Below are 26,720 nucleotides of genomic sequence, written 5' to 3'. Positions count from 1 at the left end.
TGCCAACGCCGTTACATGGCGCGGGCGAAACCGTCGAACGGACGGAAATGCCCTTCGGCCGGTGCGGTCGCATCGGCACGCAACCGCGCCTCGGCATCGCTGCCCGCGAGCCCGCGGTAGTAGAGATGCACGGCGATAGCCGCCGAGTAGCGGCGAATCTCCACGAGCGTGAGATGCGCATGCTCGGCCGACGTGAACATCAGATACGGCGATTCCTCTTCGATCAACCCCGCGACCTGATGCAGCCCGTGGCGGTGCAGCACCTCCGCGAGTTCGTCGCGGCTGCGGTGCGTGTTCGCATCGGTGGCCGGGTACATCATGCGCAGCAAGACGAGCGGATGCTCGGCGCAGGCCAGCGACAGCGCCTGTACTACGGCGTGGCTGTCGAGCGCCGTCGCTACGGCGTCACCTTCGGGACGATGCTGCGGGAAGAGTTGCTCAAGGGTCAGCGTCATGATGAGTCCAGTGCAAAAAGCTGCGAAACAGCCACAGCGGACTCCACAGTGTAAGCATCTGTGTGTCGCCGATATACCTGCGTCGGCGAATACCTGCGTTGCACGCGCTGCAACAATTACCAAATATTTCACAACCGGGCGCACCACGCCGCCCCGCGCATGCCACACGCGCCGCCGCTTTGACATTACGCAGTTTTACGTCATGCCCTTGCCGTGAACGCGTGGCAGAATGCCGAAATTAATATGTTAACAATAAGGAAGAGGCAACTGTGGTCAAGAGTATTTCCCGTTTTTTCACGCAGGTAGTGCATCGCTTTTTGCCCGACCCGCTCATCTTCGCCATTTTCCTCACCATCATTACCTTCGCACTGGCCTTGGGTTTCACGCCCAAGACGCCGGGTGATCTCGTGCTGTTGTGGGGCTCGGGATTCTGGAATCTGCTCGCATTTTCAATGCAGATGGCAATGATTCTGGTAACGGGCCACGCCCTTGCCAGCTCTGCACCGATGAAGCGCGCCATGGCGGCACTGGCCGGTTCGGCCCGCTCCCCGGCACAGGCCACGATGATGGTTGCGCTGCTCGCCGGCGTGGCATGTGCGATCAACTGGGGCTTCGGTCTTGTGCTCGGGGCCATGTTCGCGCGCGAAGTCGCGCGTCAGGTGAAGGGCACCGATTATCGTCTGCTCGTCGCGTGCGCCTACATGGGGTTTCTGACGTGGCATGGCGGATTGTCCGGGTCGGTGCCGCTCGTGGCGGCAACGCATGGTAATCCGATGGAAAAGGTCGTCGGCCTGATTCCCGTCTCGCAAACGCTCTTTACCGGTTACAACGCTTTCATCACGATCGGCCTGATCGTCATGCTGCCGTTGCTCGCCCGCGCGATGATGCCGCGCCCGAGCGAAGTGGTTACGGTCGATCCGAAGCTGCTGGTCGACGAACCCACCCATGAGCGCGTGCTCGGCCCCGACGCCACGCTCGCCGAGAAGCTTGAAGAAAGCCGCCTGCTCTCGCTGCTGGTGTTCGCGCTGATTGCCGGATATCTCATACTGCGCACCATCACCAAGGGCTTTTCGCTCGATATCGACACCGTGAACATTGCGTTTCTCGGCATCGGCATTCTGCTGCACCGCACGCCAATGGCCTATGCACGCGCCGTGGCGAATGCGGCACGCGGCGCATCCGGCATCATGATCCAGTTCCCCTTCTATGCCGGCATTCAGGCAACGATGGATCACTCGGGTCTCGCGGGCGTCATCACGAACTGGTTCATTGAAATCGCCAACGTGCACACATTCCCGCTGCTTGCCTTCCTCAGTTCTGCCGTCATCAACTTCGCCGTGCCGTCGGGCGGCGGCCACTGGGTCGTGCAAGGTCCGTTCGTCATGCCCGCTGCGCAAGCCCTGGGGGCAGATATGGGCAAAGCCGCCATGGCGATTGCCTACGGCGAAGCGTGGACAAACATGGCGCAGCCGTTCTGGGCGCTGCCCGCACTCGCCATTGCCGGTCTGGGCGTGCGCGACATCATGGGCTATTGCGTGACGGCGCTGCTGTTCTCGGGTGTGATTTTCATTGCCGGAATGTATCTTTTCTGACGCCTCGCAAGCGCATGCCGGACGCGCCGGGCAGTGCATCCTGCACGGCGCCCGGCCGTCGCTTGGTGATATGATTTTTGCAGACGCTGACAAGATCCATATCTCATGCGATATCCCGACCAGATGTCCGACACGCTAGCCGTTGCCGTCGCACAGGCCGACCATGTCATGCGCCATTGGCAATACGATGTCGATGGCGCCATACCTATTGGTTCGGACTCCCACAAACGCATGTTTTGCCGCATGCTGCTCGAGTCCCACAACCCTTACAAGCCCTCCGTTATCGACTGGCCAACGCTGGCCCCCGACGCCCTCCGGCGTCTGACAGCCTTACCGATCTGGGACATTGCCGTTCAGACCGAAGGTCGCGCGTCGATACGCGTGGCGACCTACGCCAACACGATTCAGGACCCGTTACTGCGCGAAGCGCTGGTCATGGACGGCGAGGAAGAAGCCCGCCACAAGGTCGTGCTATCCAGACTGGTCGAGGCGTACGGCATTGAACTCGCGCCCGAACCGGCTTACCCGCCGCCCAAAGACGCCGAATGGGCATGGATGAAAACGGGCTTCAGCGAATGCATCGACAGCTTCGTCGCCTTCGGCCTGTTCCGCTCGGCCCAACGCTCCGGCTACTTTCCCGAAGCGCTGGTCGAAACGTTCGAGCCCGTCATTCAGGAAGAAGCGCGGCACATTCTGTTCTTCGCGAACTGGGTGGCCTGGCACCGGCGCAATCTGCCCTTCTGGAAGCGCCCGTGGTTCTATGCACGCGTTGTGGCCGTCTGGGTCACCTTGATCTGGGATCGCCTGGCGATTGCACGCGGCATCGATACCGACGGCGTGGCGCGAGACGCCAACTTCCCCGCGACCGGCACTGCCGATATCGGCGAATCGCTCAAACCTCGCGAGCTGATCGCGCTGTGTCTGGAAGAAGATGCGCGACGCATGGGCGGCTACGACCAGCGCCTGTTGCGCCCGACCTTCGTGCCCAGACTCGCGCGCATCGCGCTACGCTTCATGAAAGCCTGAGCGCCGCGACCGGCGCCCGGCCACAGGGAGGCCCAGACGTCAAAAAGCCGCCCCGGGTTTCTCACCCGGGGCGGCTTTTTTAGTTTGCTGCGACTGCCGGCGAACGATTAGCTGCCTTGGCTGACGTTCAGCTCGCCAGCGGCACGGGCGCGGGCCAGTTCCTGCTTCACGTCGGCGCGCGACGCGGTCGCGCCTTGCGAGGCGACGATCGGGTAGTCGACGTCGTTTTGCGCCATCAGGCCTTCGGCGCGCGCCTGAGCCAGTTCGGCCTTCACTTCGGTACGGCTCTTGGCCGGGCCCGAGGCGACATACACCGGATAGTCGGCGTCGCCGTGCGGGATCACGCCCTGAGCGCGGGCCTGTGCCAGATCGGCCAGCACGTCGGCACGCGTGAGCGGCTGACCTTGCGAGGCGACTTCAGGATAGTTGTTGCCATTTTCTGCAGCGTTGCTGGCAACGGCACCGAGCGAAGCCACGGCGGCGATAAGGGCGATTGCGATGTTCTTGCGGTTCATTTTCCTAACTCCTGTCTAGTTGCGACGACTTTGTTTTGAATTGCGCCGTCGATGGAAGGAAGTCTAGAACTCGCCGCCGTGATGAAAAACGCGATATTTGTCGAGGAACTATTGCGTCATTCGATAAGAATCGATGGCACCATATCGGTGCACGCGCTCATGAAAAACGCCGCTCACCCTCGTTGTGCCGAGGAAAAGCGGCGTTGCGCAAGAAAGGGAACGAGGCGGAAACGGCTTAATCTGTGAGCGACGCACCGAGGGCGTCCAGCAGAAACTGCGTGCCGCGCTCGCGCGAACCGGCATCGTCGTAACCGTCGAGAAAGGCCCCCTGCTCGGTCATGACAAGATGGGTGCCGCCGTCTTTTGCTCGCAAATCGATGGTCGCGAGCGATACCGAGATCTTGCGGGTATCGAGATGCATTTCGTAGGAATAGACAACCCGCGTATCGGGCACCACATCGAAATACACTGCGTCGAAGGTAGACACCATGCCGTTCGGCCAGCGCCCGCTCACGCTTTCGCGACCGCCCGGTCGCGCGTCCATCGACCGCTCCAGCACCGTGAGGCCTTCACTGGTGGCGAACCAGCGATCCTTGGCTTCTCGCTCGGTCAGCGCACGAAAGACCCGCGCGGGTGAGGCAGGGTACTGCCGCTCGATCCGGAAGGTCGCATGCACCACGCTGCGCTGCGTTGGCGCGTCGGCCTCGTGCATGACCTCGCGTCCGAGCTTGTCCAAGGTCTGAGCCCAACCGGCGCCGGCCCCTTCGGGCATCCAGGCATAGGCAGGATCATGCACGGTATAACGTTGCTCGACATCGAGGCGCGTGCCCTGCGCCACATCCGTGAACAACGCCGTCGTGAGCGCGCCGAACAGCGCCAGCCCCTTGGCGTCGGTCACTTCCATGTCGATCACGAGACGCCGGGGGGCGTCGATCTCCATGAAGCGTCCGCGAATCCAGTGCGCTTCGCCTTCCGGCGATTGCATTTTCAAATCGAAAGCGCCGCCTACGCGGGCGTCGATCTCCGCTTCGGGAACGGTGTAGCCGGTCGGGCAAAACCAGCGCTTCACCGCCTCGGTCGTTGTCCAGGCACGAAATACCGTTTCCCGCGTGGTGGCGTATGTCCGGCCGACCGTTAGCGGCTTCGGCTGTGCCTCAACCCTTGCTTCACTTGCTGTCCTCATGAAACGCTCCTTCGGGGGGCAGGCTGGCCAGATACTCGCCCAATCGGTCGAGATGACCTTCCCACTCGTGACGGCGCTGGTTAATCCACCGCTCGGCAAGACTCAGCGCCTGGGGTTCGATCCGGCACGTTCGCACACGGCCGGCCTTCTCCGTTCGCACCAGCCCCGCACTCTCAAGCACGGCCAGGTGCTGCATGACCGCCTGCAACGACATCGCCAGCGGCTGTGCCAGCGCACTGACCGACGCCGGCCCCTGCGCCAGCCGCGCGAGCATTGCGCGGCGCGACACATCGGCCAGTGCCTGGAAGGTCAGATCGAGGGCGTTGTCATGGTCAAGCATGTGCTTGAGTATAGGCATTTAATAAACTAAAGCAAGTACTTTAGTATCGGAGCATCAAGTAATGATGTGATGGTCGCGCGCGCGCACCCGGGCGGTGTGCTGGCGGTGAATGATCTCGCGCAACGATTGCTCGATAGTCTCGGACATGGCGTCGAGTGCGAGGTCGTTCGGCTCCAGCCCGAACGGTTCCTCGATCTCGGCACTAACCGCTTCGAGCGCGAAGAAGGTGTACGAGATGAAGGCCACGATCACCGGGGTCATCGGGCCGATGGAGTCGACCAGCCCGAATGGCAGCAACAGGCTGTAGAGGTACGTTACGCGGTGGAGGATCACGCCGTAGGTGAACGGGATCGGCGTGGTCGCGATCCGCTCGCAGCCGCCGATCGCCTCGCCGAGGCGGTCCAGATGCATTTCCATGACCTGCGCGAGCGGCGCCTCGATCTGCCCTTGCATCCGGCGCTCGCGCAGCCACTCGCCCGCCATGAGCAGAATCGTGATCGGCTTGAACTGCTTGCGCGCGAGGCATGCCAGGTCTTCCTTGCCGAGCAGCCGTTCGAAGTCGGCGCGGGGATCGGTGCCACGCAACTGATGGCGCATACCGTGCACGAAAGCGATGAGATACGCGACGAAGCGCGGCGAATCCGAGGTGTCCGATACCAGCGTCATCGACTGACGCGCCAGTGCGCGCGTCTCGTTGAGCACGCTGCCCCAGAGCATGCGCGCTTCCCAGTAGCGGGCGTAGCTGGTGGTGTTACGAAAACCGAGAAAGATCGCAAGCGTAATCCCGATCAGCGAGAACGGAATGAACGTGAGCGGAATCTTCCATTCGAAGACGCGCCCGTGGGCAAGCGTGACAACTATCGAAATGATCGTAGTGAAGATGAGCTGCGGGGCGATCTTGGGCAAGATCGAACCGCGCACGACGAAAAGCATGCGCAGCCAGTGCAGATTGGGGCGGACGATCATGGCAACAAATGGCGCTCGCGAGCGCAAGAACAGGCTGTGGGGGGGAGCCGCTGCGGCGGGATGATACGCCCATATTGACGGGTTTGAAATGGTTGCAACCGATTGAAACATTGCTATTCGTCGCGGGTACGGGTGGCGAGAATGCCAATACGCCGTCTTGGCGTACATCAGGGCCAATAACGATCATGAACGTCCCACGCACCCCTTCTCGCACTCAACCCGCCGGCACGCCCGGCAAGACTCGCGGACTGGCCGCCGTCGCGCTAATCGCCGGCCTCGCGGGCGTCATTGGCAGCCTGTCCGGTTGCGTGGTCGAGCCGCCCCGCCCGGCTCCCGCCGCACGAATCGTCGTGGAGCCGGACCCGCACACGGTCGCCGTGCAACGGCGCGAGCAGATCGAGCGCCGAATCGGCAACGAGTCCCGCGAGATCGACAATCATGTGAATCAGGGCTATTACCCGCCGCCGCGTGGCTACGAGTTGCACCGCCGCCTTGACGCCATTGCACAGGAAACCCGCGACATGGCAGCGCAACATGGTGGCGGCCTGTCGGGCGAGGAACAACGTGCGCTCAATCAGGAACTCGATCAGTTGCACCACATGATCGCTGGCTGACGCTTTCCGGGCCGGCGCTCGCAGGCCGGTTCCGGCGAGTGCCGCATTGCGGCTCCCGCCACCTCGTGGCGGTCAGCCACCGTCATGCGCAAAAAATAACGCCCGTCGGCCGTAAAGCCGACGGGCGTCTGTCTTGCCGGCCGCAAATTACTTCACGTCCAGCGCCTGCACCAGCGTAACGGGGTCCTGAAAAATGCTCGAAAAATCGAGCGCCCCGTGGCCATTCGCGCGATGCACCTCGAAGATGCGCCGCGCGAGATCGCCTAATGGCGTAGCTACGTTGCTGGCTTCGGCCGCCCCGTGAGCCAGCCGCAAGTCCTTCGCCATCAGATCGGTGGCAAAGCCCCCCGTGTACCCGCGCGACGACGCCGCATTCTCCATCACGCCCGGACACGGGTTATAAACCTCCAGCGTCCAGTTGCGGCCCGAGCTTTGCTGCATGACCGCCGAGAGCACCTTCGGATCGAGCCCGTTGGCGATGCCCAGACGCAGCGCTTCGCTCGTGCCGGCCATCAGAATGCCCAGCAGCATGTTGTTGCACAACTTGAGGGTCTGCCCGGCGCCAAGCGGGCCACCGTGATGGATCGCACGCCCCATATTGCCGAGCAACGGGCGCATGCGCTCCACAAGCGCCGCATCGCCTCCCACCATGAAGGTGAGGGTGCCCGCCGCCGCGCCCGCCGTACCGCCCGAGACCGGTGCGTCGAGCAGCAACGTGCCCGGGCGCGCGAGCTTCGCCAACTGCCGGGGGATTTCCGGCGGCACCGTGCTGCTGTCGATCAGCACGGCGTCTGGCGCAGCATTCGCCAGCACACCGTCCGGGCCGTCATACGCCGCCAGCACATGCTCGCCGGCCGGCAGCATCGTGATGACCACCTGTGCGTCGCGCACGGCGTCGGCAATCGACGTTGCCGCACGACCACCGGCGCCCGCAAGCCGCTCCACGGCAGCACCGGACAAATCGAAGCCGCGCACCGCATGCCCCGCTTTGACCAGTTTGGCCGCCATCGGCCCGCCCATGTTGCCGAGGCCGATGAACGCGACACGCAAGGCGCCTTGTTGAGTTTCCGTAGCCATCGTCTGTCTCCGAAATCCGTGAGAAGGGGCGTATTACTTCAGCGTGATCGTGGTGTTCACGCCCGACGGGCCGGTACCCCGCGCTTGCCAGCGCGCCGTCACGGTCTTGGTCTGCGTCCAGAACAGAATCGCCTGCTTGCCGTTCGGTCCCAGATCGCCAAGCTTCGAGCCACGCGAACCGGTGAAACTGAACCACGCTACCGGCACCGGAATCGGCAGGTTGATCCCGACCTGACCGACATCGATCTCGTTCTGGAACTGTCGCGCCGCCCCGCCGTCCTGCGTGAAAAGCGCCACGCCGTTGCCGTTCGGGTTCGCGTTGACGAAGGCAATCGCTTCGTCGAGCGTATCAACCCCGGTCATGCACAGCACGGGGCCGAAAATCTCGTCGCGATAGATCGACATATCGGCCGTCACGCCATCGAAAATCGTCGGGCCGACGAAGTTGCCTTCCGGCGCCTCCTTGACCGCGTGACCGCGACCGTCGAGCAGCAGTTTCGCGCCCTCTTCCACGCCGGCGCCGATCAGTTTCTCGATGCGGGCACGCGCCTGCTTCGACACCACCGGGCCGAGATCCGCCTTGCGATCAGTGCCCGGACCGACCTTGAGCGCACGCGCACGCTCGACCAACTCGGGCACCCACTCGCGCGCCTCGCCCACGAGCACGGCCACGGACGTTGCCATGCAACGCTGTCCCGCCGCACCGAACGCCGCGCCCAGCAAATGGTTGATAGCCTGCTCACGGTCTGCGTCCGGCAGAATCACGCAATGGTTCTTCGCGCCCATCATCGCCTGGCAACGCTTGCCCGCGTCCGACGCGCGACGATAAATGTGCGTGCCGACATGGGTGGAGCCAATGAACGACACGGCCTTGATGTCCGGATGATCGCAAATGGCATTGGCAATATCCGGGCCGCCGTGCACCACGTTGAGCACCCCCGGCGGCAATCCGGCCTCGAGCGCCAGTTCGGCCAGACGCAGCGAGGCACTCGGATCTTGCTCCGACGGCTTGAGCACGAACGTGTTGCCCGTTGCCACGGCCAGCGGGAACATGAAGCACGGCAGCATCACCGGGAAGTTGAAGGCCGTGATGCCTGCGCAAACGCCCAGCGGTTCGATCAGCGTGTAGACGTCGACGCCACCGGCGGCATTCTGTGCGTACTCGCCCAATTGCAGCGACGCGATCGAGCAGGCGTGCTCAACGACCTCCAGACCGCGTCCGACTTCGCCTTCGGCGTCGGGCAGCGTCTTGCCGTGCTCACGCGTAATCAGTTCGGCGAGTTCGCCCGTGTGATCGCGCAGCAGTTGCTGGAAGCGCAGCATCACTCGCATGCGGTTCGCTTGCGAGGTATTGCGCCAGCTCTTGTAAGCCGCCTTGGACGACGCCACGGCCGCGTCGAGTTCCTCGGTCGTTGCGAAGGGCACGCGGGCAACGACTTCCTGCGTGGCCGGGTTCACAACGTCGCGCCACTGCGAGGACTTCGACTCGACACGCTTGCCGTCGATGAGCAGCGGAATGGTAGGTAGGGACATGACAGGCTCTCCAGATCGAAACGAATGGACGAATTCGGGGTTGGGGGGATGGCGGGCTGCGGCAAGTCGGCACGCAGCGCCGCCGGCACTTACAAGATAGGCAATCGGGGCAAAGCCTGCGCCACGGCGATCAGCCGGCGCTCACTTGGCCGCCGTGCTCGTCTTCACGAGCGAGCAGGTCGATTTCGACAACGGCTGGAAGGCTTCTGTCGCGGGCACGGTGGCGACCTTGGTGTAGTAGTCCCACGGGCCTTTCGACTCGGCGGGCGACTTCACGCGGAACAGGTACATGTCGTGGATCACACGGCCGTCCGGGCGAATCGACGCGTTGTGCATGATCGGATCGCGAATCGGCATTTCCCGCATTTTTTGCGCGACCACCTTCGCATCCACACTCTTCGACGCCGCGACCGCGCGCAGGTAATGCAACACGCTCGAATACACGCCGGCCTGCACCATCGTCGGCTTCAGATCCTTGTATTTCTTCTGGAAGCGGGCCGACCAGGTGCGCGAGGCGTCGTCGAAGTCCCAGTAGAAGCCATCGGTGAACATCAGGCCTTGCGCCGTGTTCAGGCCGAGTGCATGAACGTCCGACAGAAACACCAGTAGTGCAGCGAGTTTCTGCCCTCGTTGCACGATGCCGAATTCACGCGCCTGCTTGAGTACGTTGACAGTGTCCTGCCCGCCGTTCGCCAACGCCACGACCTGCGCCTTCGAGCTTTGCGCCTGCAACAGGAACGACGCATAGTCGGAGGCATTGAGCGGGTGCCGCGACTGGCCCACCACCGTGCCGCCGAGCGCCTTCACGATATCGGCGGCGTCTTTCTCCAGCGAGTGCCCGAATGCGTAGTCGACGGTGATGAAGTACCACGACTTGCCGCCGTCGCCGACCACGGCACGCGCGGTAGCCGCCGACTGGGAATACGTGTCGAACATCCAGTGAAAGCCCGTGGGCGAGCAATCTTCATTCGTCAGCCGTGTGGTCGCCGGGCCCGAGAACAGCACAACCCGCTGCTTGTCCATCGCGAGCTTCTGCACGGCCAGTGCGGCAGCAGAGTTCGTCAGGTCGGCAATCGCGTCGACGTTGTCACGATCGAACCATTCGCGCGCCTTGTTGGCGGCAACGTCGGCCTTGTTCTGATTGTCGGCCGAGACCAGATCGATCTTCATGCCCTTGCATTCGGCCGCCAGACAATCGTCGATGGCCATTTGCGCCGCCACGACCGACCCTGCCCCGCCCATCGCGGAATACGTGCCGGACATATCGGTCAGCACGCCCACCTTCACCGGACGGTTCGGCAACTCCGCCATACCCGATACCGACGTCAACCCCAAGCCCGCGCCGAGTCCCAGCGCGAGCAGCCACGGCTTGATCTTCATCGCTTTGTCTCCTTCAGGTTTCTTATGCTTTTGTCGCCGTCGTCTATGCGCAGCGCTCATAAATTGTATTTGTGCGAATTTGCTTTACATAGCGAATATCTGCATCTACTTTGTGCATAAATACACATAGGAGACCGGGCGATGGCTCGCACCGCAACAACACGGCTGTCAGGGATCGCGGGCGCTTCGAGTCCGGAGCCGCGTCCCGACTGGGACGATCTTCGGTACTTTCTGGAGGTCGCGCGAACGCAGCGGGTGAGTGCTGCGGCGCAACGTCTCGGGGTCGATCACACAACGGTCTCGCGGCGCGTACGCGCGCTGGAGCAGGCGCTGGGCACGTTGTTGTTCGACAAATCGCGCAACGCGGGCTTTGCGCTGACGCCCGAGGGTCAGCAGCTCCTCGTACACGCCGAGCAAATGGAAACCACATTGCAATCGGCGTGCGAGCAGGTCGCCGGGCTGGGACAAACGCTCTCGGGCCATGTTCGCATCGGGTCGACCGAAGCGTTCGGCACCTATTTCGTGACGCCCGTACTCTCGCGCTTTCAACGCGAGTACCCCGCCATCGATTTCGACGTGCTGCCGGTGCCGCGCTTCGTGAGCCTCTCGAAGCGCGAGGCGGATCTGGCGATCACCATCGAGCGTCCGCAACGCGGCCCGTACGTGTGCAGCAAGCTATGCGACTACCGCTTGCTGTTGTATGCGACCCCCGGCTATCTCAAGCAATACGGCAACATCGCCAAGTTTTCCGATCTGCGCGGGCGCCGATTCATCAGCTATGTCGACGAACTCAGCTTCAGCAACGAACTGCGCTATCTGGAAGACATCGTGCCCGGGTGCCACGTTGTGCTGCGCAGCACGAGCGTGATCGCACAATATCAGGCAGCGTTGCAGGGCGAAGCGCTGGCGATCCTGCCCTGCTTCATGGCCGCACAAGACCCTCGCCTAGTGCCGTTGCTGGTCAACGACGTGGTCGTCACGCGCAGCTTCTGGATCTACTGCCACGAAGAGTTGCGCACGCTCAAGCGCATTACCGTGCTGTGGGACTATCTGCGCAGCGCCGCGCAACGTAACGACGCCTTGCTGCAAGGCAACGCCGGGCAACTTCAGTTGACCTGATCAGCGAACCTTGCGCTGCTCGATGTCGATCACGGGGGGAATGGCGTAGCGCATCGCTTCAATGAAGCGGCGTAGACGCGCCGGGTAATACTTCGCGTAGGGATAGATGAGGTACATGGGCAACGGCGTGGGCCGCCATTGCGGCACAAGCTGGATCAGCCGCCCTTGCGCCACATCCTCGGCCATGACCCATGCGGAGCACACGCACACACCGAGCCCTCGAATTGCGGCGCTGCGCAACGCGTAGAGATTGTCCGTACTCATGCGCGGATCGAATGCGACACGAACCGATTCTCGCGTTGTCTCATGCGTGAGCGTGATCTCGTTGCGATAGAACGTCGAGTGCGAGAGCCAGGGAAACGCGGTCAGATCGGACGGATGGGCCGGCGGCGCGCGCTCGCCAAGCAAGGCGGGCGACGCCACGGCAATTCGCGGCACATCGATCAACGAAATCGCCACATTCGACGGATCTCGCAGCTCACCCACGTGAATCGCACAATCGAGACCTTCCGCAATGAAATCCGGCTCGCGGTCCTGCAAGAACCATTGCACCTTCATACCCGGATAACGCTCGAGAAAATCGGCCAGCGGTCCCACCATCATTTCCTGCCCGAACGCGTGCGGCACAAGTACGCGAAGCGTGCCCTCCGGGTCCTCGCCGGTACCACGCAGATCGGCTTCGAACGCTTCCCAGCTCGTCACCAGCTCTTTCGCTCGCGCGAAGCAACGCTCGCCGTCTTCCGTCAGCTTCATGCGGTGCGTCGAGCGCTGAAGCAACCGCAGCCCCAGCGAGCGCTCAAGCATCTGCAAACGCCGGCTGACGGTCGGCTGCGTGGTGCCGAGCAGCACCGCTGCCGCCGACAGACTGCCGGCTTCGACGATGCGCACGAACGTCTGCATCAGCTCGACGCGATCGGCGCCACCGCCCCGATTGGCGGAGGCGTCGACGGCGGATGGCTGGGGGTGAAGAGGTTCTGTCATACGTCACGCGTATAAAGGTTGTACGGATTATAGGTCTACCGCTGCACCGCACCAAGCGCGACACTACGCCCCACACATTGCTACCGGAGTTCCTCTCATGAGTTCCACCCAAACTTGCGGTGCGGCCGGCACGAACAGCCCCACGCAGGCGGCCGCCCGGCCTCAGCCCGAGTTGTCCGCCCGGCTGATCCTGTTGCTGGCCACGGGCACCGGCCTGACCGTGGCCTCGCTGTACTATGCGCAGCCGATGCTCGGCATCATGACCGACGACATTCACGCGGCCAACACGACCGTCGGGTGGGTGCCCACGCTCACGCAACTCGGCTACGCGCTGGGCATTCTGCTGCTGGTGCCGCTGGGCGACATCGTCGACCGTCGCCGCATCGTGCTGATCAAAGGGGCGATTCTTACGCTCGCGCTATTGCTGGCCGCGTTTGCGCCGGGCATCGGCACGCTGCTCGCCGCGAGTCTGGCCATCGGTCTGACCGCCACGATGGCACAGGACATCGTGCCCGCCGCTGCCGCGATCGCCCCGGAATCGGTGCGGGGCCGCGTGGTCGGCACGGTGATGACCGGGTTATTGCTGGGCATTCTGCTCTCACGGGTCGTATCCGGCTTCGTCGCACAGAATTTCGGATGGCGCGCGATGTATGTTCTGGCTGCCATTAGCGTGGCCGGCTTCGGCGTGGTGGCATGGCGCAGTCTGCCGTCGTTCCATCCGACGACGCAAATGACCTATCGCCAATTGATCGGGTCGGTCGCCAGCCTGTGGCGCCGTCATCCGGCGCTGCGCCGCGCCGCTTTGGCGCAGGGTTTGCTCTCGGTCGGCTTTAGCGCTTTCTGGTCGACGCTTGCCGTGATGCTCCACGGGGCGCCGTTCCATCTCGGCGCCGCTGCGGCGGGCGCCTTCGGTCTGGCGGGCGCTGCGGGTGCGCTGGGCGCACCGCTGGCTGGCCGCATCGCAGACCGCAAGGGGCCGCAAATCGTGACGCGTCTCGGTGCCGCTCTGGTGGCAGTCTCGTTCGCAGCCATGCTGTTCGCCCCCATGCTCGGTACCCATGCGCAGTTGTGGCTGATCGGTCTTGGCGCGATCGGCTTCGATCTTGGGGTACAGGTGGCGTTGGTTTCGCATCAGACCATCGTGTACGGCATTGAGCCCCCCGCCCGCAGCCGTCTGAACGCGGTGCTGTTCGTCGGCGTGTTCATCGGCATGTCGATTGGCGCCGCCCTCGGGGCTCAGGCGCTGGCCCGTTGGGGCTGGACCGGCGTTGCATCGCTCGCCACGCTTGCCGCCCTCGGCGCACTGACGGTACGGATGTGGCCGGGCACGACCTCGGCGCACTGACCTCCTGATGCACTGATGCGCGGCCGGAATTCGAAGTCGCGCAAACAAGAAAGGCCGCGTCCCTCGGGAGGCGGCCTTTGCTTTTGACCCAGAGCCCAACGACAGCAATGCTCAGCCAGCGGCCTTGGCGGCACACGCGCTCGCACGCGCATACAAGGCGTCGGCGTCGATGCCGTCCATCGAGAGACCGAATCGCTCCCGCAGAATCTGCGCCAGTTGCGCGCCCGACGCAACGCTCGTTTCTGCCACAAGTTCGCCTTGGGCGGAACGTTCGGTGAGCGTAGTGTTGAGCAACGCGATCCGTCCCTGCGGCAGCACGCGGCATGCGATGAGTTGATTCAGGAAGATCGAATCCGGCGCGCTCGACGTGTACCAATTGCCCAGCTTGTAATCGATCCACTCGGCAGGCTTCGGCGAGAAGCGATACACGGGCAACCACCGCTGTGCCGAACGCACGCTCAGACGGTATTCGCCCGGCGGCGCGCCCTCGCCCGCATCGATCGTCTCCAGCCGAAACGTTTCCAGCATCGTCGACTGCGGTTCGTTCGAGTGCAGGCGCAGCGGCGCCGTGAGGGTGACGGAGCCGAAGCCAACATCGGCCAGCCACGCCTCGCCATCCAGATCCACGCGCAACAGCATGTGGGTCAGGGGCGCTTCCACATCGAACGAGCGTCCCCACGCAACGCGTCCGATCAACGGTGTCACCGCGAACCCCAGATGCCTCAGCGCGTTGGCGAACAATGCGTTCTGCTCGAAGCAGTAGCCACCGCGTCCGCCGTCCAGCAATTTGGCGATGATCGCCGGCAACTCGACCGAGACCGGCCGACCGCGAATCGGATCGAGATTTTCAAACGGAATCGCCAGCGGATGCAGCGAGTGCACGGCACGCAGCACGTCGAGCGTGGCTTCACGTGGACCGGTATAGCCAATGCGCCGGAAATAGCGTTCCGGATCGAAGGGATGAGACATGCCTGACTTCCTCTTTCGGGATGCGGACATTCGCAGAGCCCATACGTTAGCGCATTCGTCGTATCCTTGCGACCTATCCCGATGATAGCCGGACATACAAGGCCTCCATGACAGTCCAGAACACCCCGAACAACACAACGATCACTGTGGCCTGTCAGTGCGGCAGCGTCTCGATGTCACTCACCGGCGAGCCCGCCGCACGCGCCCTGTGCCACTGCAACGCTTGCCGCGACTTCTATGGCAGCCCGGTGCTGGCGGCGACCGCCTGGCCGCCCTCGCAAATCTCGATCACGGGCGCCACGCGCACGTTCTCGCATCCGTCGCGCAAAATGACGCGGCGCTTCTGCGCCGAATGCGGCGAGACCCTCCATGGCACCAATCGTCTGGCAATGTGTGTCGTGCCGAACGCGCTGCTGGCACGCGCGCACGACGCCAGGCTCCCCGTCAGCCTGCAACCGGCCATGCACCTGTTCTATCGACACCGCGTGCTGGACGTGCTGGACGATCTGCCCAAGTACCTCGACGGCTGGGACGGTCCGCTTTACACGGAATGAGAGAGGAAGGTCGCAACGGCCGCCGCAATCCACTGCGACGACCATTCGACAGCGCCAGCGCGCTCAGTCGCTGCTTTCGCAGAAGCGAATGCGGTTGTTGAACGGATCCGTCACCGTCATCTGCTTGCCCCAGTCGAGCACTTCGATGCCGGGATTCATATTGGGATAGCGCTTGCCGGACAGATCGCGTTGATACGCTTCGACACCGCGCATAAAAACGAATGTCGTCGCGCCCGGGCTGGCATCGCCGAAATGCCCCGACAGGTGCAGCGTCATCCCGGCGCGCGAGACCTGGCAATACAGCGGCATGCCCTCTGCGAAGCGGTGCTCCCAATCGAGCCGGAAGCCCAGAAAGTCCACATAGAATTCGCGGGCCTTCGTTTCGTCGAAGATGCGATGAATCGGCGCAACGGTATCGAAGACGATGCCGTCGGCCGGGGCCGACGCGAGCTTGGCGGCGAGCACGTTCCAGTCGGCAAAGCCGAACTGTGCGGCGACGGATTCCAGCGCCTGTGCGTGGGTGATGTCGATGCCCTCGCGCGCGAGACGCTCGCGCAGGGACTTGGCCATGATCTTGGCGTCGAGATAGGTTCGCATGTTTGCCATCCTTGATAGCGTTCGGCGGCGACAACTTCGATCAGTGCTCGCGTTGCTGATGCGCGTCGCCTGATGAACGGGACGGACATGCGATTGCTGCGATGCTTTCACCGTGCCCGGGATCCGGGTGCGAGCGGCAGGCAACATCGGCCTTGCGGCGATTCTAGCAGCAATCGGCGGACGTCGAAATGCCGGTTGGCGATGCCGAAATGCGATGGCAGCGCGCCGAATTCCGTATTGGCCGGTAACACTTCGCACCGGTATAGTGGCGCTCGTCGGCGGGCCATGCGTCCGCCTCTGTTACCCGGAGTTTCCCTTTCATGATCGACGCCGCGCGCATCGCGCAAGCGCTGGCCGAGCGCCATCTTTCCCCCGATCCTCGACAACGCGACACCATCGCGGCGCTCACGCGGCTAACGAGCGCGGGTGCGAGCCAGAATGGGTTCGACGGTGTGTATTGCTACGGCCGGCCCGGACGCGGCAAGAGCCTCGTGGTCGACGCGGCGTTCGCTGTCGCGGTATGCGAGAAGCGGCGCGTGCATTTTCACGAATTTCTGCGCGACATTCATCGCCAGCTAGTCCGCGAACCGAAATGCGACGACCGGCTCGCCGCCGTCGCCAATCGCTGGCTCGACGGTGTGGAACTGCTCTGCTTCGACGAGTTTCACGTGCACGACATTGCCGATGCGTTCCTGATCGGCCGCTTTCTCGACATTGCACTGGCCCGCAGCGTGCGGCTCGTGCTGACTTCGAACTACGCGCCGCAGCAATTGCTGCCCGACCCCGAGTTTCACGAGCGCTTCGAGCCGACCATCGCCGTGATTCTGCAACGCTTTGCGATCATTCATTTCGACGGCGAGACCGATTACCGCATGGGTGGCGAAGCGGCACGACTCACGCGCTGGATTGCCCCGCTGAGCGCCGCCCGCGACGTCTTGCCGATGCGGTACATGGCGTTGGAAGGCATGCCCGCGTCGGCCCCGTCGGAGGTGAGGGTGGCCGGCCGAGCACTGACTGCGCGAAGCGCGGGAAATCGTGTGCTCTGGGCAGGCTTCGACGACCTTTGCGTTGCGCATCGCTCGCATCTGGATTACCTCGCACTCGCGGAGCACTGGTCATCGCTGATCGTCGACGACCTGCATGTCGAGCGCCTGCAACGCCCCGATACGCTGCAACGCTTTCTGTGGCTGATCGACATCTGCTACGACCGTCGACGCACGTTGCTGATCGCCTCGGATGCACCGCTCATTCCGGCGCTCGATGCCCTGAGCGACTGGCGCGATCTGTCGCGCACCATCAGTCGTCTCGCAGAGATGGGATCGCTCGATTACGAACGGCGCACGCTCATTCGTCCTCGCTGAGGCTATCCGAGATACGCGATACGCGCTACGCCGTAGCGCAATACGCAAGCCAACGCCGCTACACCACGCTCGCGATGCATTCGCGCAGCCAGCGATGTGCCGGATCTCGATGCACGCGCTCGTGCCAGTACATCGAAATCTCGAAACCGGCGACCTCGACGGGCGGGGTCGTCACCTGCAAGGCGGGATCGTCGCGAACCAGCCGCTCCGGGGCCATCGCGACCAGATCGGTGTTGGCGAGCGCCGAGCGCAGAAACAGAAAATGCGGCACCGAGAGTACGACACGCCTCGTCGCATCAAGCCGTGCGAGCGCGTCGTCCGTGCTCGCGTGAAAGCCTCCGCCATCTTGCGAAACGATGGCATGCTCCAGTTCGCAGAACTGCCTGAGGCTCGGCCGCCGTTTCAATTTCGGATGCCCCCGACGCCCCACCAACACATAACGCTCCGTGAACAACGCTTTGCGGCGCAGCCCTTCCGGGCCATCTTGCGTTGTATGAAAGGCGATGTCGATAACGCCCTGCTCCGCCTGCCGGGCGAGGCGCGACGGCGTCAGATCGAATGCCGCAAGCCGCGTGTGCGGCGCGTCAGCTCGCAGCCGCTTCAGCAGCGGCAGCACGATCGTCGACTCGGTGTAATCGGTAGCGGCGATGCGCCAGGTCAGATCGGCCTTCGCCGGATCGAACGGCGTAGCGGGCGCCACAGCACGCGAGAGCGATTCGAGGGCGTCGCGCAACGGCTCGCGCAGCGCCTCGGCGCGCGCGGTCGGACGCATGCCGCGGGGCCCCGGCAGCAATAACGGATCGCCCAGCAAGTCTCGCAACTTCGCGAGATGCACGCTCACGGCCGGTTGCGACATGAACAGGCGCTCCGCGGCGCGCGTTACGTTCTGCTCGGCCAGCAGGACGTCGAGCGTGACAAGCAGATTCAGATCGATGCGGCGCAAATTAATCATTGTTATACCTGGCATATCAGGAATTCATTTCCAATATACCTTCCGCACGCCTACTCTGCAGGCATTCCCTGAACCCAATGCGCCCAATGGCAACGGAGTCTGACAATGAACGTGCTGATCGTCTATGCCCACCCGCAACCCCAATCGCTCAATGGCGCGATCCGCGATTTCGCCGTGAAACGTCTGGAAGCCGCCGGGCACCATGTGCAGGTTTCCGATCTGTATGCCATGCAGTGGAAGACCACCATCGACGAGCACGACGCCCCCGGGCGCGACACGAGCGAGCCGTTTCATGCGTCGCTCGACTCGAAGCTGGCGTTCGAGAGCGGCACACAGCGCGCCGATATTGCAAACGAGCAAGAGAAGCTGCGCTGGGCGGACACCGTCATTCTGCAATTCCCGCTGTGGTGGTTTTCGATGCCCGCGATCATGAAAGGATGGATCGACCGCGTATACGCCTATGGCTTCGCATACGGCGTGGGCGAGCACTCGGACGCGCACTGGGGCGACCGCTATGGCGAAGGATCGATGGCGGGTAAGCGTGCGATGCTGATCGTGACGACCGGTGGCTGGGACTCGCACTACAGCGCGCGTGGCATCAACGGGCCGATCGACGACGTGTTGTTTCCGATTCAGCACGGCATGCTGTTCTATCCGGGGTTCGACGTCTTGCCACCGTTCGTTGCCTTCCGTACCGGCCGGGTCGATGCCGAACGTTTTGCGGAAATCGAGCGCGAACTTGGCAAACGTCTCGACACGCTCGCCACAACTGCACCGATTCCGTATCGCCGGCAGAATCACGGGGCGTACGCCATTCCGGCGCTCACGCTCAACGACGACATCGCTCCCGGGCAGACGGGATTCGCCGCGCATATCGGCTGACCGTCCGCTTGCCGCCCTCAACGGTATCTGCAAGACTGGCGCTTGTCCCAGTCACCGGTATGTCGTCATGCAACTCTCCACGCTCGCGATTTACGCCACTGCCGCCCTGATCGGCGGCCTGATTCCTGGCCCCACTACCTTGCTTGCGCTCGCGAACGGCATATCGGGTAACTGGCGAGTGGTGATCGTGGGAATGTGCGGCGCGGCGCTCTCCGACATGCTGGTCGTGACCGCCGTGGGCGCGGGGCTAGGGGCATTGCTCATGGCCTCGGCGACGTTGTTCGCAACGGTCAAATGGATCGGTGTGGCCTATCTCGTCTGGCTGGCTGTTCAGTTGTGGCGCAGCCATCCGCAGGATCTGAGTCAGGTGCGAATCAAGTCGGACCTGAGCGCACGACGCGTCTTCTTGCGCAGCTTCGGCGTGGCGTTGACCAATCCTAAGATCCTGTTGTTCTTCTCCGCCTTTCTGCCGCAGTTCGTCGATACGTCGCTACCGCTAGTGCCGCAGTACGCCGTGCTCGCCGTCGTATCGGCGGGTGTCGACATTGTGGTGATGACACTGTACGCCACCGGTGGCGTGCAGGCGGCGCGCCTGATGACCGCGCGCGGCCTGCAACGGCTGAATCGCGTCTGTGCAATCGTCATGTTCTCGCTCGCCGGCGGGCTCGCTCTCTATCGGAAAAGCGGTCACTGACAGTCGCTGACAGTTGCCGATAACGCGAGCGAGGGCGCAAAGGGCGGCCCTCGCGCCCTCGCTCCGCCCCTTCAAACCGTCGCCGGGTCAAGCTTCTCCGGATCGATTCCGTACTTGCGAATGGCTTCGGCAACGCGTTCGCGTGGTACCTCTCCCAGGTCCGCCAACGCGCCCAGCGCGGCCAGTACGATGAAGTGACGGTCCACTTCGAAGTACGTCCGCAACGATTCGCGCGTGTCCGAACATCCGAAGCCGTCGGTCCCCAGCGTGACGAAACGACGGTTTGGCACGAACGGCCGGATCTGGTCCCCAACGATCTTCATGTAGTCGGTTGCGACCACTACAGGCCCCTTGCGACCCGCAAGACACTGCTGCACATACGGCACACGCGGCGTCTGCTCGGGATGCAACAGATTCCATCGCTCGACGACCAGCCCTTCGCGCCGCACCTCGGTCAGACTCGTCGCGCTCCAGATGTCGCTTTGCACGCCAAAGTCGTCGCGCAGCAGATCGGCAGCGGCCATCACCTCGCGCAGAATCGCGCCGCTGCCCATCAGTTGCACCCGTGGCGCTTGTGCCCCTTCGCCGTCACCTTCACCGGCGCCTTCACGCAGCAGGTACAACCCTTTGAGAATCCCGGCCTCCGCGCCTTCCGGCATCGCAGGGTGTGCGTAATTCTCGTTGAGCAGTGTGACGTAGTAGTAGACATCTTCGTCATCGACATACATGCGGCGCATACCATCTTGCAGGATGACGGCCAACTCGTACTGGAACGTGGGATCGAACGCGACACAATTCGGCACCACCGAAGCCAGCACATGGCTGTGACCGTCATCGTGTTGCAGGCCCTCGCCCATGAGCGTTGTCCGCCCGGACGTCGCGCCGAGCAGGAACCCGCGTGTGCGGGCGTCGCCGGCGGCCCAGGCGAGATCCCCAACGCGTTGCAGGCCGAACATCGAATAGAAGATGTAGAACGGAATCGTGGCGAAATCGTGCGTGCTGTACGACGTTCCCGCCGCGATCCACGACGCCATCGCCCCCGACTCGTTGATACCCTCCTGAAGGATCTGACCGTCCAGCGCCTCCTTGTAGTAGCTGAGCTGCCCGGCGTCCTGCGGGGTGTAGCGTTGCCCCATAAAGGAATGAATGCCGATCTGGCGGAACAGCGGCTCCATGCCGAACGTGCGCGATTCATCGGGCACGATGGGAATCACGCGCTTGCCGATCTCCGGATCCTTGAGCAATGCCGTGAGAATACGCACGAACGCCATCGTGGTGGACAACTCGCGCTCGCCGGAGTCCTTGAGTTGGGCGGCAAACGTACTGAGCGGAGGGACGGCCAGCGGCGCACGCAGGCCGAAGCGCGCAGGCAGGTGCCCGCCCAGCGCCTCGCGCCTGGCTGCGAAGTAGCGGCCTTCGGGGCTGTCGGGCTCAGGTCGGAGGTAGGGCATCTCCGCCAGTTCATCGTCGCTCACCGGCAAGTCGAAGCGGTCGCGGAACGCACGCACGGCGTCGGCGCTCATCTTCTTCAACTGGTGATTGACGTTCTGTCCCTCGCCCGCTTCGCCCATGCCGAAACCCTTGACCGTCTTCGCAAGAATCACCGTGGGCCGGCCTTCGGTGCGCATCGCTTGCGCATAGGCGGCGTACACCTTCAGCGCGTCGTGACCGCCACGGGCGAGTTGCCAGATATCGTCGTCGCTCAGGTGCGCGACCATGGCCAGCAATTCGGGCGACGTGCCGAAGAAATGTTCGCGCACATAAGCGCCGCTTTGCGATTTGAACGTCTGGTAGTCGCCGTCCACACAGGCCATCATGCGATCGCGCAGCAGGCCGTGCGTGTCGCGCTCGAGCAAGGTGTCCCAGCCACTGCCCCAGATCACTTTGACGACGTTCCAGCCGGCTGCGCGGAATGTGCCCTCCAACTCCTGAATGACTTTGCCGTTACCACGCACGGGGCCGTCCAGACGTTGCAGATTGCAGTTCACGACAAAGATCAGGTTGTCGAGCTGCTCCCGCCCACCCAACGAAATCGCGGCAAGCGATTCGGGCTGATCCATTTCGCCATCGCCGAGAAATGCCCACACTTTGCGACCCTGATGCGGCTTGAGACCGCGATATTCGAGATAGCGCATGAAGCGCGCCTGATACGCAGCAGTCAGCGGGCCGAGCCCCATCGACACCGTGGGAAATTGCCAGAAGTCGGGCATCAGGCGCGGATGCGGATACGACGAAATGCCCTGACGTCCCGCCTCGCGGCGGAAATTATCGAGCTGCGCCTCCGTGATACGGCCATCCAGGTAAGCACGAGCATAAATGCCCGGTGCGGAGTGGCCCTGAATGTAGATCATGTCGCCATCGAACGTGTCGGTGCGGCCTCGGAAGAAGTGGTTGAAGCCAACGTCGTAGAGCACCGCAGCCGACTGATACGTCGCGATGTGACCGCCCACGTTCGAGTGCTTGCCTGCGCGCAGCACCATCACCATCGCGTTCCAGCGGATAAATGCGTTAAGCCGCCCTTCGATGACGAGATCCCCTGGGTACGCCGGCTGCCGCGACGTCGGAATCGTGTTGACGTAGTCGGTCGTTACCCGCCCATGAAAGTCGCCATGCCGCGCGAAATCCCAGGCGGCCAGCCGATCCATGAGGAAATGTGCGCGCGAACGGCCTTCTACGACGGTGACGCCTTCCAGCGCGTCGAGCCACTCACGCGTTTCCTGAATGTCGATGTCGGTCGCAGCGGCGGGGGATTGCATGGCGGCGGCGGCCACCACGGGCGATTGAGTCATGACATGCCTCCTTGAGATAGGGCAACGCATCAATTGCAATTGCAATCGTAATGGCCGCCATTCTAACCATGTACAATTGCAACTGCAACTGACATGCGAATTCGACGAGGACATTCATGAGTACGACCGAACCCGATCTTTGGTTTTCCTTCGTGCGTGCGCACCGCACGATGATTCGCGAGATCGAGCGTCGTCTGGCGCAGGCCGGGTTGCCCGCTTATGCGTGGTACGACGCGTTGTGGGGGCTGGAGAGCGGCCCGCAGGGCACGCGGCGCATGCATGAACTGGCGGATGTGCTCGCCATTGAGCGCTACAACCTCACCCGTCTGATCGACCGGCTGGAGCAGGAAGGGCTGGTGACTCGCACGCGCGATCCCGACGACGGACGCGCGGCCTACGCCACGATCACCGACGAGGGCCGCGCATTGCGAAAACAGATGTGGAAGGTCTATCAGTCAACGGTGTCGGAGCTATTCCTCAGCCAGTTTCGCGAGCGCGACGTGCGCTCGGTGGCCGAATCGCTGGACCGCGCGACCGACGCGGCGAGAGCGCTTCTGGTCGAATCGAAGCGATAACCCGAAGCCCCCCCCGCGCGCTCGCCCGCCGTCGCGGGTCATCCGCGTCAGCAGCGTCAGCAGCGTCAGCAGCGTCAGCAGCGTCAGCAGCGTCACCAACGGTAACGGAATCCCACCTGACCGTAGACGTTACGGCGATAGTCGCCGCCGAGGTTGCGGGCGTACTTCACGCTCGCATACAGCGCCGACGCACGGCTCAAGGTCGCGGTCATGCCCGCCCCCAGTTCGTACCATGTCTTCGCCAGGCTGCTGTCGAACGTCGCGCCCGCGACACTGGTATGGCCCGGCGACAGGAAATCGTGCACAACGTCGAACGTCAGATAGGGCGACGCCGAGCCGAAGCCCGCGACGTTCGCAAGATCCGGCGCGCCCAGCTTGAAGCCGACGCGACCGCGCAACGCATTCGTCGTGTTGCCCGACACGCTGGACACGCTGTCGCTGAAGCCGTTCAGATGTAAATACTGATAGGCCAGCTGTGCCTGCGGCTCAATGGTGACGCCCGATCCAAAGATCGCGAACGGATGACCGATCTCCCCCGAGAGTGCCGCGCCGACGCCGTTTTGCGTCGCCCCGATACCGCCCACGTCGCTGTACTTGTTGCGGTAGTGCGAAACCTGCGTCGTCACATCGACATAAGCCCCCTGCGGCAGAATGCGCGTCCAGTAGGCGCCCACCGACTGCGCTTGCATGGTGACCGAGCCGGTCGCTGCGGAGAGTGTCGGGTCCAGCGTTCGTGCGCTATCGGAGAACGATGCGGACGCCGTGCCGAAGGTCGCCGTCACCCCCGCGTGAGCGCTGCCGCCCATGTCGGAGGTGTCGGTAGCCAGTCGCCAGTCCCGCCCGAATTGGGCGGCGAACATGCGCTCGTCGGCGCTGAAACGGCTCGACATGCCGGCGTCCATCGTCTTGCCGAACACGCGCGCCCATACCCCGTTGTTGCCACTGTTGCCGACATTGCCGCTATCGCTAACATCGCCGGCGTTACCGCGCAGGCTGCCCACCCGCTCCTGGAAGCGGCCGAGCGTGGTAAAGCCGAAATCCGTCACGAGTTGCGGTGTCATGGCATAGGCAACGCTCGCCGCACGGTACGCCGTTGCGCCCGAGCTGTACGCCGTCGACAGATACCAACCCGCCGTGCCCGCTGCCGCACTCTCGCGCAGCAGGTATTGATAAGCCCCCGCTTGCACCGGCGCGGCCAGCGTGAATGTGCCCGGCGCCGATGTGCCATTGACCTGCACGAGTTGGATACCGCTGCCGGTCGTTGCCGCGCCGGCGCCTGTGATATTGACCTTGAGCGTGGTGGTACCGCTGGCGTTCCCGTTGATCACCAGCTTGTCGGATGCCGCCGATGCGCCGTTGTTACCGAGGGAGGCGTTCAGCAATACCGTGCCGTTGTTGCCGATGTAGTTACCCGCAATCGTGAACGTACCGGTGGCGCCCGCAACCGCGCCCGGTGACGCGCTGCCGGCCGCGATCATGCCGGCGTTCGTCACACTGCCCAGCGTGCCGCCGTAGCCTGCCAGCGTGGCGCCTGCGGCTACCGTCGTCAGGCCGGCGCCGAGCGTTGCGTTTTGGTGTGTCGCGTCGCCCACCACAACCGTCGCCCCGCTCGCAATCGCGGTCGTACCCGCGTAGGTACTCGCGCCATTGAGCGCGATAGTGCCGGCGCCCAATGTCACCGCCGAGAAATTCGAGATCGCACCGTTGTAGTGGAATGCGTTGCCGGCGCCCGGTGTAATGGTCAGCGTGCTCGTGCCGGTACCGCCCGATACGTCGCCATTCACGACAGCGGAGCCACCGAGAATTTGCAGCGTGCTGTTGCCGCTGCCCAGATCGACCGCCTTGCCGCTCTGGTCGGCGGTAATCGTTCCGTAGTTGACGACGGTGGCGTCGTTCGCTCCGGTGTTCACGACGGCCGCTGTCGCGCCGCCGCCTTCGAGCACACCGCTCGCCTGGTTGATGACGGTGACGGTGAACGCATTGCGAGCACCGGTCACAGCGATCGCCGAGTCGCTTTGTCCGCGAATGAGACCGCTGTTGACGATCGTGGAATTGGCGTAAATCCCCTGCGTGGCAATGGGTAGCTTGGTGACAGGATCCTTGTCGACACCGGCGAGCGTAATGCCACGCCCAACGCCGCCCGCCGTGTTCTCGCCAACGATCGTGCCGCTGTTGACGATCGTGCCGCCACCGGCGGTCACGCCTTCGCTCACATCGTTGAACGCCTGCGCGCCGCGAATCGTGCCCGAGTTGACGATATTGACGAGGCCGTCAACGTCCACACCGTCGCCATCGCCCGTCACGCCATTGCCGACGATCACGCCGGCATTGTTGATCGTCACGACTTCCTTGGCATTGAAACCGTCGATGTTGATCCCGGAACCATTCATGCCCTGGATCGTGCCGCCGGCATTGTTCGTGACCGAGAGCGTAAATGTGCCGTCGGTCGAGGTATCGGGCCCACCTGTGATGCCATGGCGCGCCCCTTGAATCAGCCCGGTACCGGCATTGACGACAACGACCCCGGTGTTCGCCTGTGCGTCGACACCATCGCTGCTGCTGGTGCTGCCGGGATTGTTGGTCGAGCGGATGATACCGGCGTTGTTAATGACACCATTCACGCCGGGACGAACGGCGTCTGCTTCGTTCGCCTGGATGACACCGCCCGCGAAGTTGTTCAGAACGTTGGTGCCCGTGGTGATCGCGTTGAAGTCGATCGCCTGATTGCCCTGGCCGGAATTGTTCCTCGAGGTCAACGTGCCGTAGTTGTTGAACACGACGTTACTGTTCGCCTTGTTCATCTGGATCACGTCGGCGTCGTACGTCATCATGATCGCATCGACACCGTTGGTGACGGTCAACGTGAGCCCCCCGGTGTTGTCGCGAATCGCGCGGCCGGTGCCCGACATGCTGATCGTGCCGTTATTGACCAGCGTGGCGTTACCCGTGATGGACACACCGATGGTGCTGCCGGCGACTGATAGCAGACCACCGTTCTGGATCGTGCCGGACTGCCCGTTGGACAAGGTCTGCCCCATGGTGCTTGTCAGGCCGTTGGTAATAACGAAGCTGGCGGCGAAGGCTTGCTGCTCGGCGAAGAGCGCAACAATGCCGGCCAAAATGGCAAGTGGTTTCATATACCCCGATGTCCTCTCTGGAACTTGTTCGAAGCCGATGAGTATTCGTTGTACTAATGACATGAATGTGAATTTTCAGTCATC

General features: G+C 63.2%; 24 protein-coding genes. 10 read left to right on the top strand and 14 right to left on the bottom strand.

Features of this window, described 5'->3' with window-relative positions:
- Positions 1 to 11: 11 nt before the first annotated feature.
- On the bottom strand, positions 12 to 455 hold the full coding sequence (locus AT395_RS04730; RefSeq protein ID WP_042112920.1) for a hypothetical protein: 444 nt from the start codon (positions 453 to 455) through the stop codon (positions 12 to 14).
- Positions 456 to 724: 269 nt separating this feature from the next.
- Between AT395_RS04730 and AT395_RS04725 the strand changes: the two genes are divergently transcribed.
- Both AT395_RS04725 and AT395_RS04720 read left to right on the top strand, forming a co-directional pair.
- Positions 725 to 2,047, top strand: a complete 1,323-nt coding sequence (locus tag AT395_RS04725) for a TIGR00366 family protein (RefSeq protein ID WP_042112921.1) — start codon at positions 725 to 727, stop codon at positions 2,045 to 2,047.
- A 123-nt stretch (positions 2,048 to 2,170) separates the two neighbouring features.
- Positions 2,171 to 3,073, top strand: coding sequence for a hypothetical protein (locus AT395_RS04720; protein WP_048628067.1), 903 nt, complete (start codon positions 2,171 to 2,173; stop codon positions 3,071 to 3,073).
- A gap of 107 nt (positions 3,074 to 3,180) precedes the next feature.
- Here AT395_RS04720 and AT395_RS04715 read toward each other — a convergent pair whose 3' ends face one another.
- The 4 genes from AT395_RS04715 to AT395_RS04700 all read right to left on the bottom strand — a co-directional run bounded on the left by AT395_RS04715 (position 3,181) and on the right by AT395_RS04700 (position 6,077).
- The gene (locus AT395_RS04715) at positions 3,181 to 3,588 is read right to left on the bottom strand and encodes a DUF4148 domain-containing protein (protein ID WP_048627958.1); all 408 of its coding nucleotides are present in this window, start codon (positions 3,586 to 3,588) and stop codon (positions 3,181 to 3,183) included.
- A gap of 235 nt (positions 3,589 to 3,823) precedes the next feature.
- Positions 3,824 to 4,771: an SRPBCC family protein gene (locus tag AT395_RS04710; RefSeq protein ID WP_048627959.1), complete on the bottom strand. Its 948-nt coding sequence runs from the start codon at positions 4,769 to 4,771 to the stop codon at positions 3,824 to 3,826.
- On the bottom strand, positions 4,755 to 5,111 hold the full coding sequence (locus AT395_RS04705) for an ArsR/SmtB family transcription factor (RefSeq protein ID WP_042112926.1): 357 nt from the start codon (positions 5,109 to 5,111) through the stop codon (positions 4,755 to 4,757). The genes AT395_RS04710 and AT395_RS04705 overlap by 17 nt, the downstream gene beginning before the upstream one ends.
- Positions 5,112 to 5,165: 54 nt before the next feature.
- Positions 5,166 to 6,077, bottom strand: a complete 912-nt coding sequence (locus AT395_RS04700; protein ID WP_042112927.1) for a bestrophin family protein — start codon at positions 6,075 to 6,077, stop codon at positions 5,166 to 5,168.
- A 185-nt stretch (positions 6,078 to 6,262) separates the two neighbouring features.
- Here AT395_RS04700 and AT395_RS04695 point away from each other — a divergent pair, with 185 nt between their 5' ends.
- Complete coding sequence (locus AT395_RS04695; protein WP_231586145.1) at positions 6,263 to 6,691, top strand: hypothetical protein; 429 nt, start codon at positions 6,263 to 6,265, stop codon at positions 6,689 to 6,691.
- Between the two features lie 147 nt (positions 6,692 to 6,838).
- Here AT395_RS04695 and mmsB read toward each other — a convergent pair whose 3' ends face one another.
- The 3 genes from mmsB to AT395_RS04680 all read right to left on the bottom strand — a co-directional run bounded on the left by mmsB (position 6,839) and on the right by AT395_RS04680 (position 10,681).
- Positions 6,839 to 7,768, bottom strand: a complete 930-nt coding sequence (mmsB, locus tag AT395_RS04690) for a 3-hydroxyisobutyrate dehydrogenase (RefSeq protein ID WP_048627960.1) — start codon at positions 7,766 to 7,768, stop codon at positions 6,839 to 6,841.
- Positions 7,769 to 7,801: 33 nt separating this feature from the next.
- Positions 7,802 to 9,301, bottom strand: a complete 1,500-nt coding sequence (locus AT395_RS04685) for a CoA-acylating methylmalonate-semialdehyde dehydrogenase (RefSeq protein WP_048627961.1) — start codon at positions 9,299 to 9,301, stop codon at positions 7,802 to 7,804.
- A gap of 141 nt (positions 9,302 to 9,442) precedes the next feature.
- Positions 9,443 to 10,681 (bottom strand): ABC transporter substrate-binding protein, encoded by a 1,239-nt coding sequence (locus tag AT395_RS04680; protein ID WP_042112932.1) that lies wholly within the window; start codon positions 10,679 to 10,681, stop codon positions 9,443 to 9,445.
- A 141-nt stretch (positions 10,682 to 10,822) separates the two neighbouring features.
- Between AT395_RS04680 and AT395_RS04675 the strand changes: the two genes are divergently transcribed.
- Positions 10,823 to 11,800: a LysR family transcriptional regulator gene (locus tag AT395_RS04675; protein ID WP_094067561.1), complete on the top strand. Its 978-nt coding sequence runs from the start codon at positions 10,823 to 10,825 to the stop codon at positions 11,798 to 11,800.
- On the opposite strand, the gene AT395_RS04670 is transcribed toward AT395_RS04675, so the two are convergent.
- On the bottom strand, positions 11,801 to 12,781 hold the full coding sequence (locus tag AT395_RS04670; protein ID WP_082164659.1) for a LysR family transcriptional regulator: 981 nt from the start codon (positions 12,779 to 12,781) through the stop codon (positions 11,801 to 11,803).
- A gap of 97 nt (positions 12,782 to 12,878) precedes the next feature.
- Here AT395_RS04670 and AT395_RS04665 point away from each other — a divergent pair, with 97 nt between their 5' ends.
- A complete protein-coding gene (locus AT395_RS04665; RefSeq protein ID WP_048627962.1) occupies positions 12,879 to 14,126 on the top strand; it encodes an MFS transporter in 1,248 nt (415 codons plus the stop codon).
- Positions 14,127 to 14,237: 111 nt separating this feature from the next.
- Here the strand turns inward: AT395_RS04665 and AT395_RS04660 are convergent, their stop codons facing one another.
- Complete coding sequence (locus AT395_RS04660; protein WP_048627963.1) at positions 14,238 to 15,095, bottom strand: arylamine N-acetyltransferase family protein; 858 nt, start codon at positions 15,093 to 15,095, stop codon at positions 14,238 to 14,240.
- Between the two features lie 107 nt (positions 15,096 to 15,202).
- Here AT395_RS04660 and AT395_RS04655 point away from each other — a divergent pair, with 107 nt between their 5' ends.
- On the top strand, positions 15,203 to 15,649 hold the full coding sequence (locus AT395_RS04655; RefSeq protein ID WP_072632776.1) for a GFA family protein: 447 nt from the start codon (positions 15,203 to 15,205) through the stop codon (positions 15,647 to 15,649).
- A 63-nt stretch (positions 15,650 to 15,712) separates the two neighbouring features.
- On the opposite strand, the gene AT395_RS04650 is transcribed toward AT395_RS04655, so the two are convergent.
- Positions 15,713 to 16,246, bottom strand: coding sequence for a glyoxalase superfamily protein (locus tag AT395_RS04650; RefSeq protein WP_042117380.1), 534 nt, complete (start codon positions 16,244 to 16,246; stop codon positions 15,713 to 15,715).
- Positions 16,247 to 16,566: 320 nt separating this feature from the next.
- Here AT395_RS04650 and zapE point away from each other — a divergent pair, with 320 nt between their 5' ends.
- A complete protein-coding gene (zapE, locus tag AT395_RS04645) occupies positions 16,567 to 17,607 on the top strand; it encodes a cell division protein ZapE (protein ID WP_048627964.1) in 1,041 nt (346 codons plus the stop codon).
- Between the two features lie 58 nt (positions 17,608 to 17,665).
- On the opposite strand, the gene AT395_RS04640 is transcribed toward zapE, so the two are convergent.
- Positions 17,666 to 18,559 carry a LysR family transcriptional regulator gene (locus AT395_RS04640; RefSeq protein ID WP_042112938.1) on the bottom strand — a complete coding sequence of 298 codons (894 nt, stop codon included), beginning with the start codon at positions 18,557 to 18,559 and terminating at the stop codon, positions 17,666 to 17,668.
- Between the two features lie 105 nt (positions 18,560 to 18,664).
- On the opposite strand from AT395_RS04640, the gene AT395_RS04635 reads away from it, so the two are divergent.
- Entirely contained in the window at positions 18,665 to 19,441 is a 777-nt protein-coding gene (locus AT395_RS04635; RefSeq protein WP_042112940.1) for an NAD(P)H-dependent oxidoreductase, read from the top strand.
- A 67-nt stretch (positions 19,442 to 19,508) separates the two neighbouring features.
- Positions 19,509 to 20,135 carry a LysE family translocator gene (locus AT395_RS04630; protein ID WP_042112941.1) on the top strand — a complete coding sequence of 209 codons (627 nt, stop codon included), beginning with the start codon at positions 19,509 to 19,511 and terminating at the stop codon, positions 20,133 to 20,135.
- 71 nt (positions 20,136 to 20,206) lie between these two features.
- Here the strand turns inward: AT395_RS04630 and aceE are convergent, their stop codons facing one another.
- A complete protein-coding gene (aceE, locus tag AT395_RS04625; RefSeq protein WP_048628070.1) occupies positions 20,207 to 22,891 on the bottom strand; it encodes a pyruvate dehydrogenase (acetyl-transferring), homodimeric type in 2,685 nt (894 codons plus the stop codon).
- A 149-nt stretch (positions 22,892 to 23,040) separates the two neighbouring features.
- Between aceE and AT395_RS04620 the strand changes: the two genes are divergently transcribed.
- On the top strand, positions 23,041 to 23,499 hold the full coding sequence (locus tag AT395_RS04620; protein ID WP_048627965.1) for a MarR family winged helix-turn-helix transcriptional regulator: 459 nt from the start codon (positions 23,041 to 23,043) through the stop codon (positions 23,497 to 23,499).
- A gap of 92 nt (positions 23,500 to 23,591) precedes the next feature.
- Here the strand turns inward: AT395_RS04620 and AT395_RS04615 are convergent, their stop codons facing one another.
- Complete coding sequence (locus AT395_RS04615; protein WP_048627966.1) at positions 23,592 to 26,636, bottom strand: autotransporter family protein; 3,045 nt, start codon at positions 26,634 to 26,636, stop codon at positions 23,592 to 23,594.
- Positions 26,637 to 26,720: the final 84 nt, after the last annotated feature.

The sequence above is a fragment of the Pandoraea apista genome (genome assembly GCF_001465595.2).
Lineage (GTDB): Bacteria > Pseudomonadota > Gammaproteobacteria > Burkholderiales > Burkholderiaceae > Pandoraea > Pandoraea apista.
This window is presented reverse-complemented; position numbering and strand designations above follow the sequence as displayed.

Bases quoted from the DNA above. Each gene is read 5' to 3' on its own strand.
- AT395_RS04705 (WP_042112926.1), bottom strand. From the start codon at position 5,111: ATGCTTGACCATGACAACGCCCTCGATCTGACCTTCCAGGCACTGGCC.
- AT395_RS04635 (WP_042112940.1), top strand. From the start codon at position 18,665: ATGAACGTGCTGATCGTCTATGCCCACCCGCAACCCCAATCGCTCAAT.
- AT395_RS04620 (WP_048627965.1), top strand. From the start codon at position 23,041: ATGAGTACGACCGAACCCGATCTTTGGTTTTCCTTCGTGCGTGCGCAC.
- AT395_RS04660 (WP_048627963.1), bottom strand. From the start codon at position 15,095: ATGTCTCATCCCTTCGATCCGGAACGCTATTTCCGGCGCATTGGCTAT.
- AT395_RS04615 (WP_048627966.1), bottom strand. From the start codon at position 26,636: ATGAAACCACTTGCCATTTTGGCCGGCATTGTTGCGCTCTTCGCCGAG.
- zapE (WP_048627964.1), top strand. From the start codon at position 16,567: ATGATCGACGCCGCGCGCATCGCGCAAGCGCTGGCCGAGCGCCATCTT.
- AT395_RS04685 (WP_048627961.1), bottom strand. From the start codon at position 9,301: ATGTCCCTACCTACCATTCCGCTGCTCATCGACGGCAAGCGTGTCGAG.
- AT395_RS04630 (WP_042112941.1), top strand. From the start codon at position 19,509: ATGCAACTCTCCACGCTCGCGATTTACGCCACTGCCGCCCTGATCGGC.
- aceE (WP_048628070.1), bottom strand. From the start codon at position 22,891: ATGCAATCCCCCGCCGCTGCGACCGACATCGACATTCAGGAAACGCGT.
- AT395_RS04680 (WP_042112932.1), bottom strand. From the start codon at position 10,681: ATGAAGATCAAGCCGTGGCTGCTCGCGCTGGGACTCGGCGCGGGCTTG.
- AT395_RS04715 (WP_048627958.1), bottom strand. From the start codon at position 3,588: ATGAACCGCAAGAACATCGCAATCGCCCTTATCGCCGCCGTGGCTTCG.
- mmsB (WP_048627960.1), bottom strand. From the start codon at position 7,768: ATGGCTACGGAAACTCAACAAGGCGCCTTGCGTGTCGCGTTCATCGGC.
- AT395_RS04730 (WP_042112920.1), bottom strand. From the start codon at position 455: ATGACGCTGACCCTTGAGCAACTCTTCCCGCAGCATCGTCCCGAAGGT.
- AT395_RS04650 (WP_042117380.1), bottom strand. From the start codon at position 16,246: ATGCGAACCTATCTCGACGCCAAGATCATGGCCAAGTCCCTGCGCGAG.
- AT395_RS04655 (WP_072632776.1), top strand. From the start codon at position 15,203: ATGACAGTCCAGAACACCCCGAACAACACAACGATCACTGTGGCCTGT.
- AT395_RS04675 (WP_094067561.1), top strand. From the start codon at position 10,823: ATGGCTCGCACCGCAACAACACGGCTGTCAGGGATCGCGGGCGCTTCG.
- AT395_RS04670 (WP_082164659.1), bottom strand. From the start codon at position 12,781: ATGACAGAACCTCTTCACCCCCAGCCATCCGCCGTCGACGCCTCCGCC.
- AT395_RS04720 (WP_048628067.1), top strand. From the start codon at position 2,171: ATGTCCGACACGCTAGCCGTTGCCGTCGCACAGGCCGACCATGTCATG.
- AT395_RS04695 (WP_231586145.1), top strand. From the start codon at position 6,263: ATGAACGTCCCACGCACCCCTTCTCGCACTCAACCCGCCGGCACGCCC.
- AT395_RS04710 (WP_048627959.1), bottom strand. From the start codon at position 4,771: ATGAGGACAGCAAGTGAAGCAAGGGTTGAGGCACAGCCGAAGCCGCTA.
- AT395_RS04665 (WP_048627962.1), top strand. From the start codon at position 12,879: ATGAGTTCCACCCAAACTTGCGGTGCGGCCGGCACGAACAGCCCCACG.
- AT395_RS04640 (WP_042112938.1), bottom strand. From the start codon at position 18,559: ATGATTAATTTGCGCCGCATCGATCTGAATCTGCTTGTCACGCTCGAC.
- AT395_RS04700 (WP_042112927.1), bottom strand. From the start codon at position 6,077: ATGATCGTCCGCCCCAATCTGCACTGGCTGCGCATGCTTTTCGTCGTG.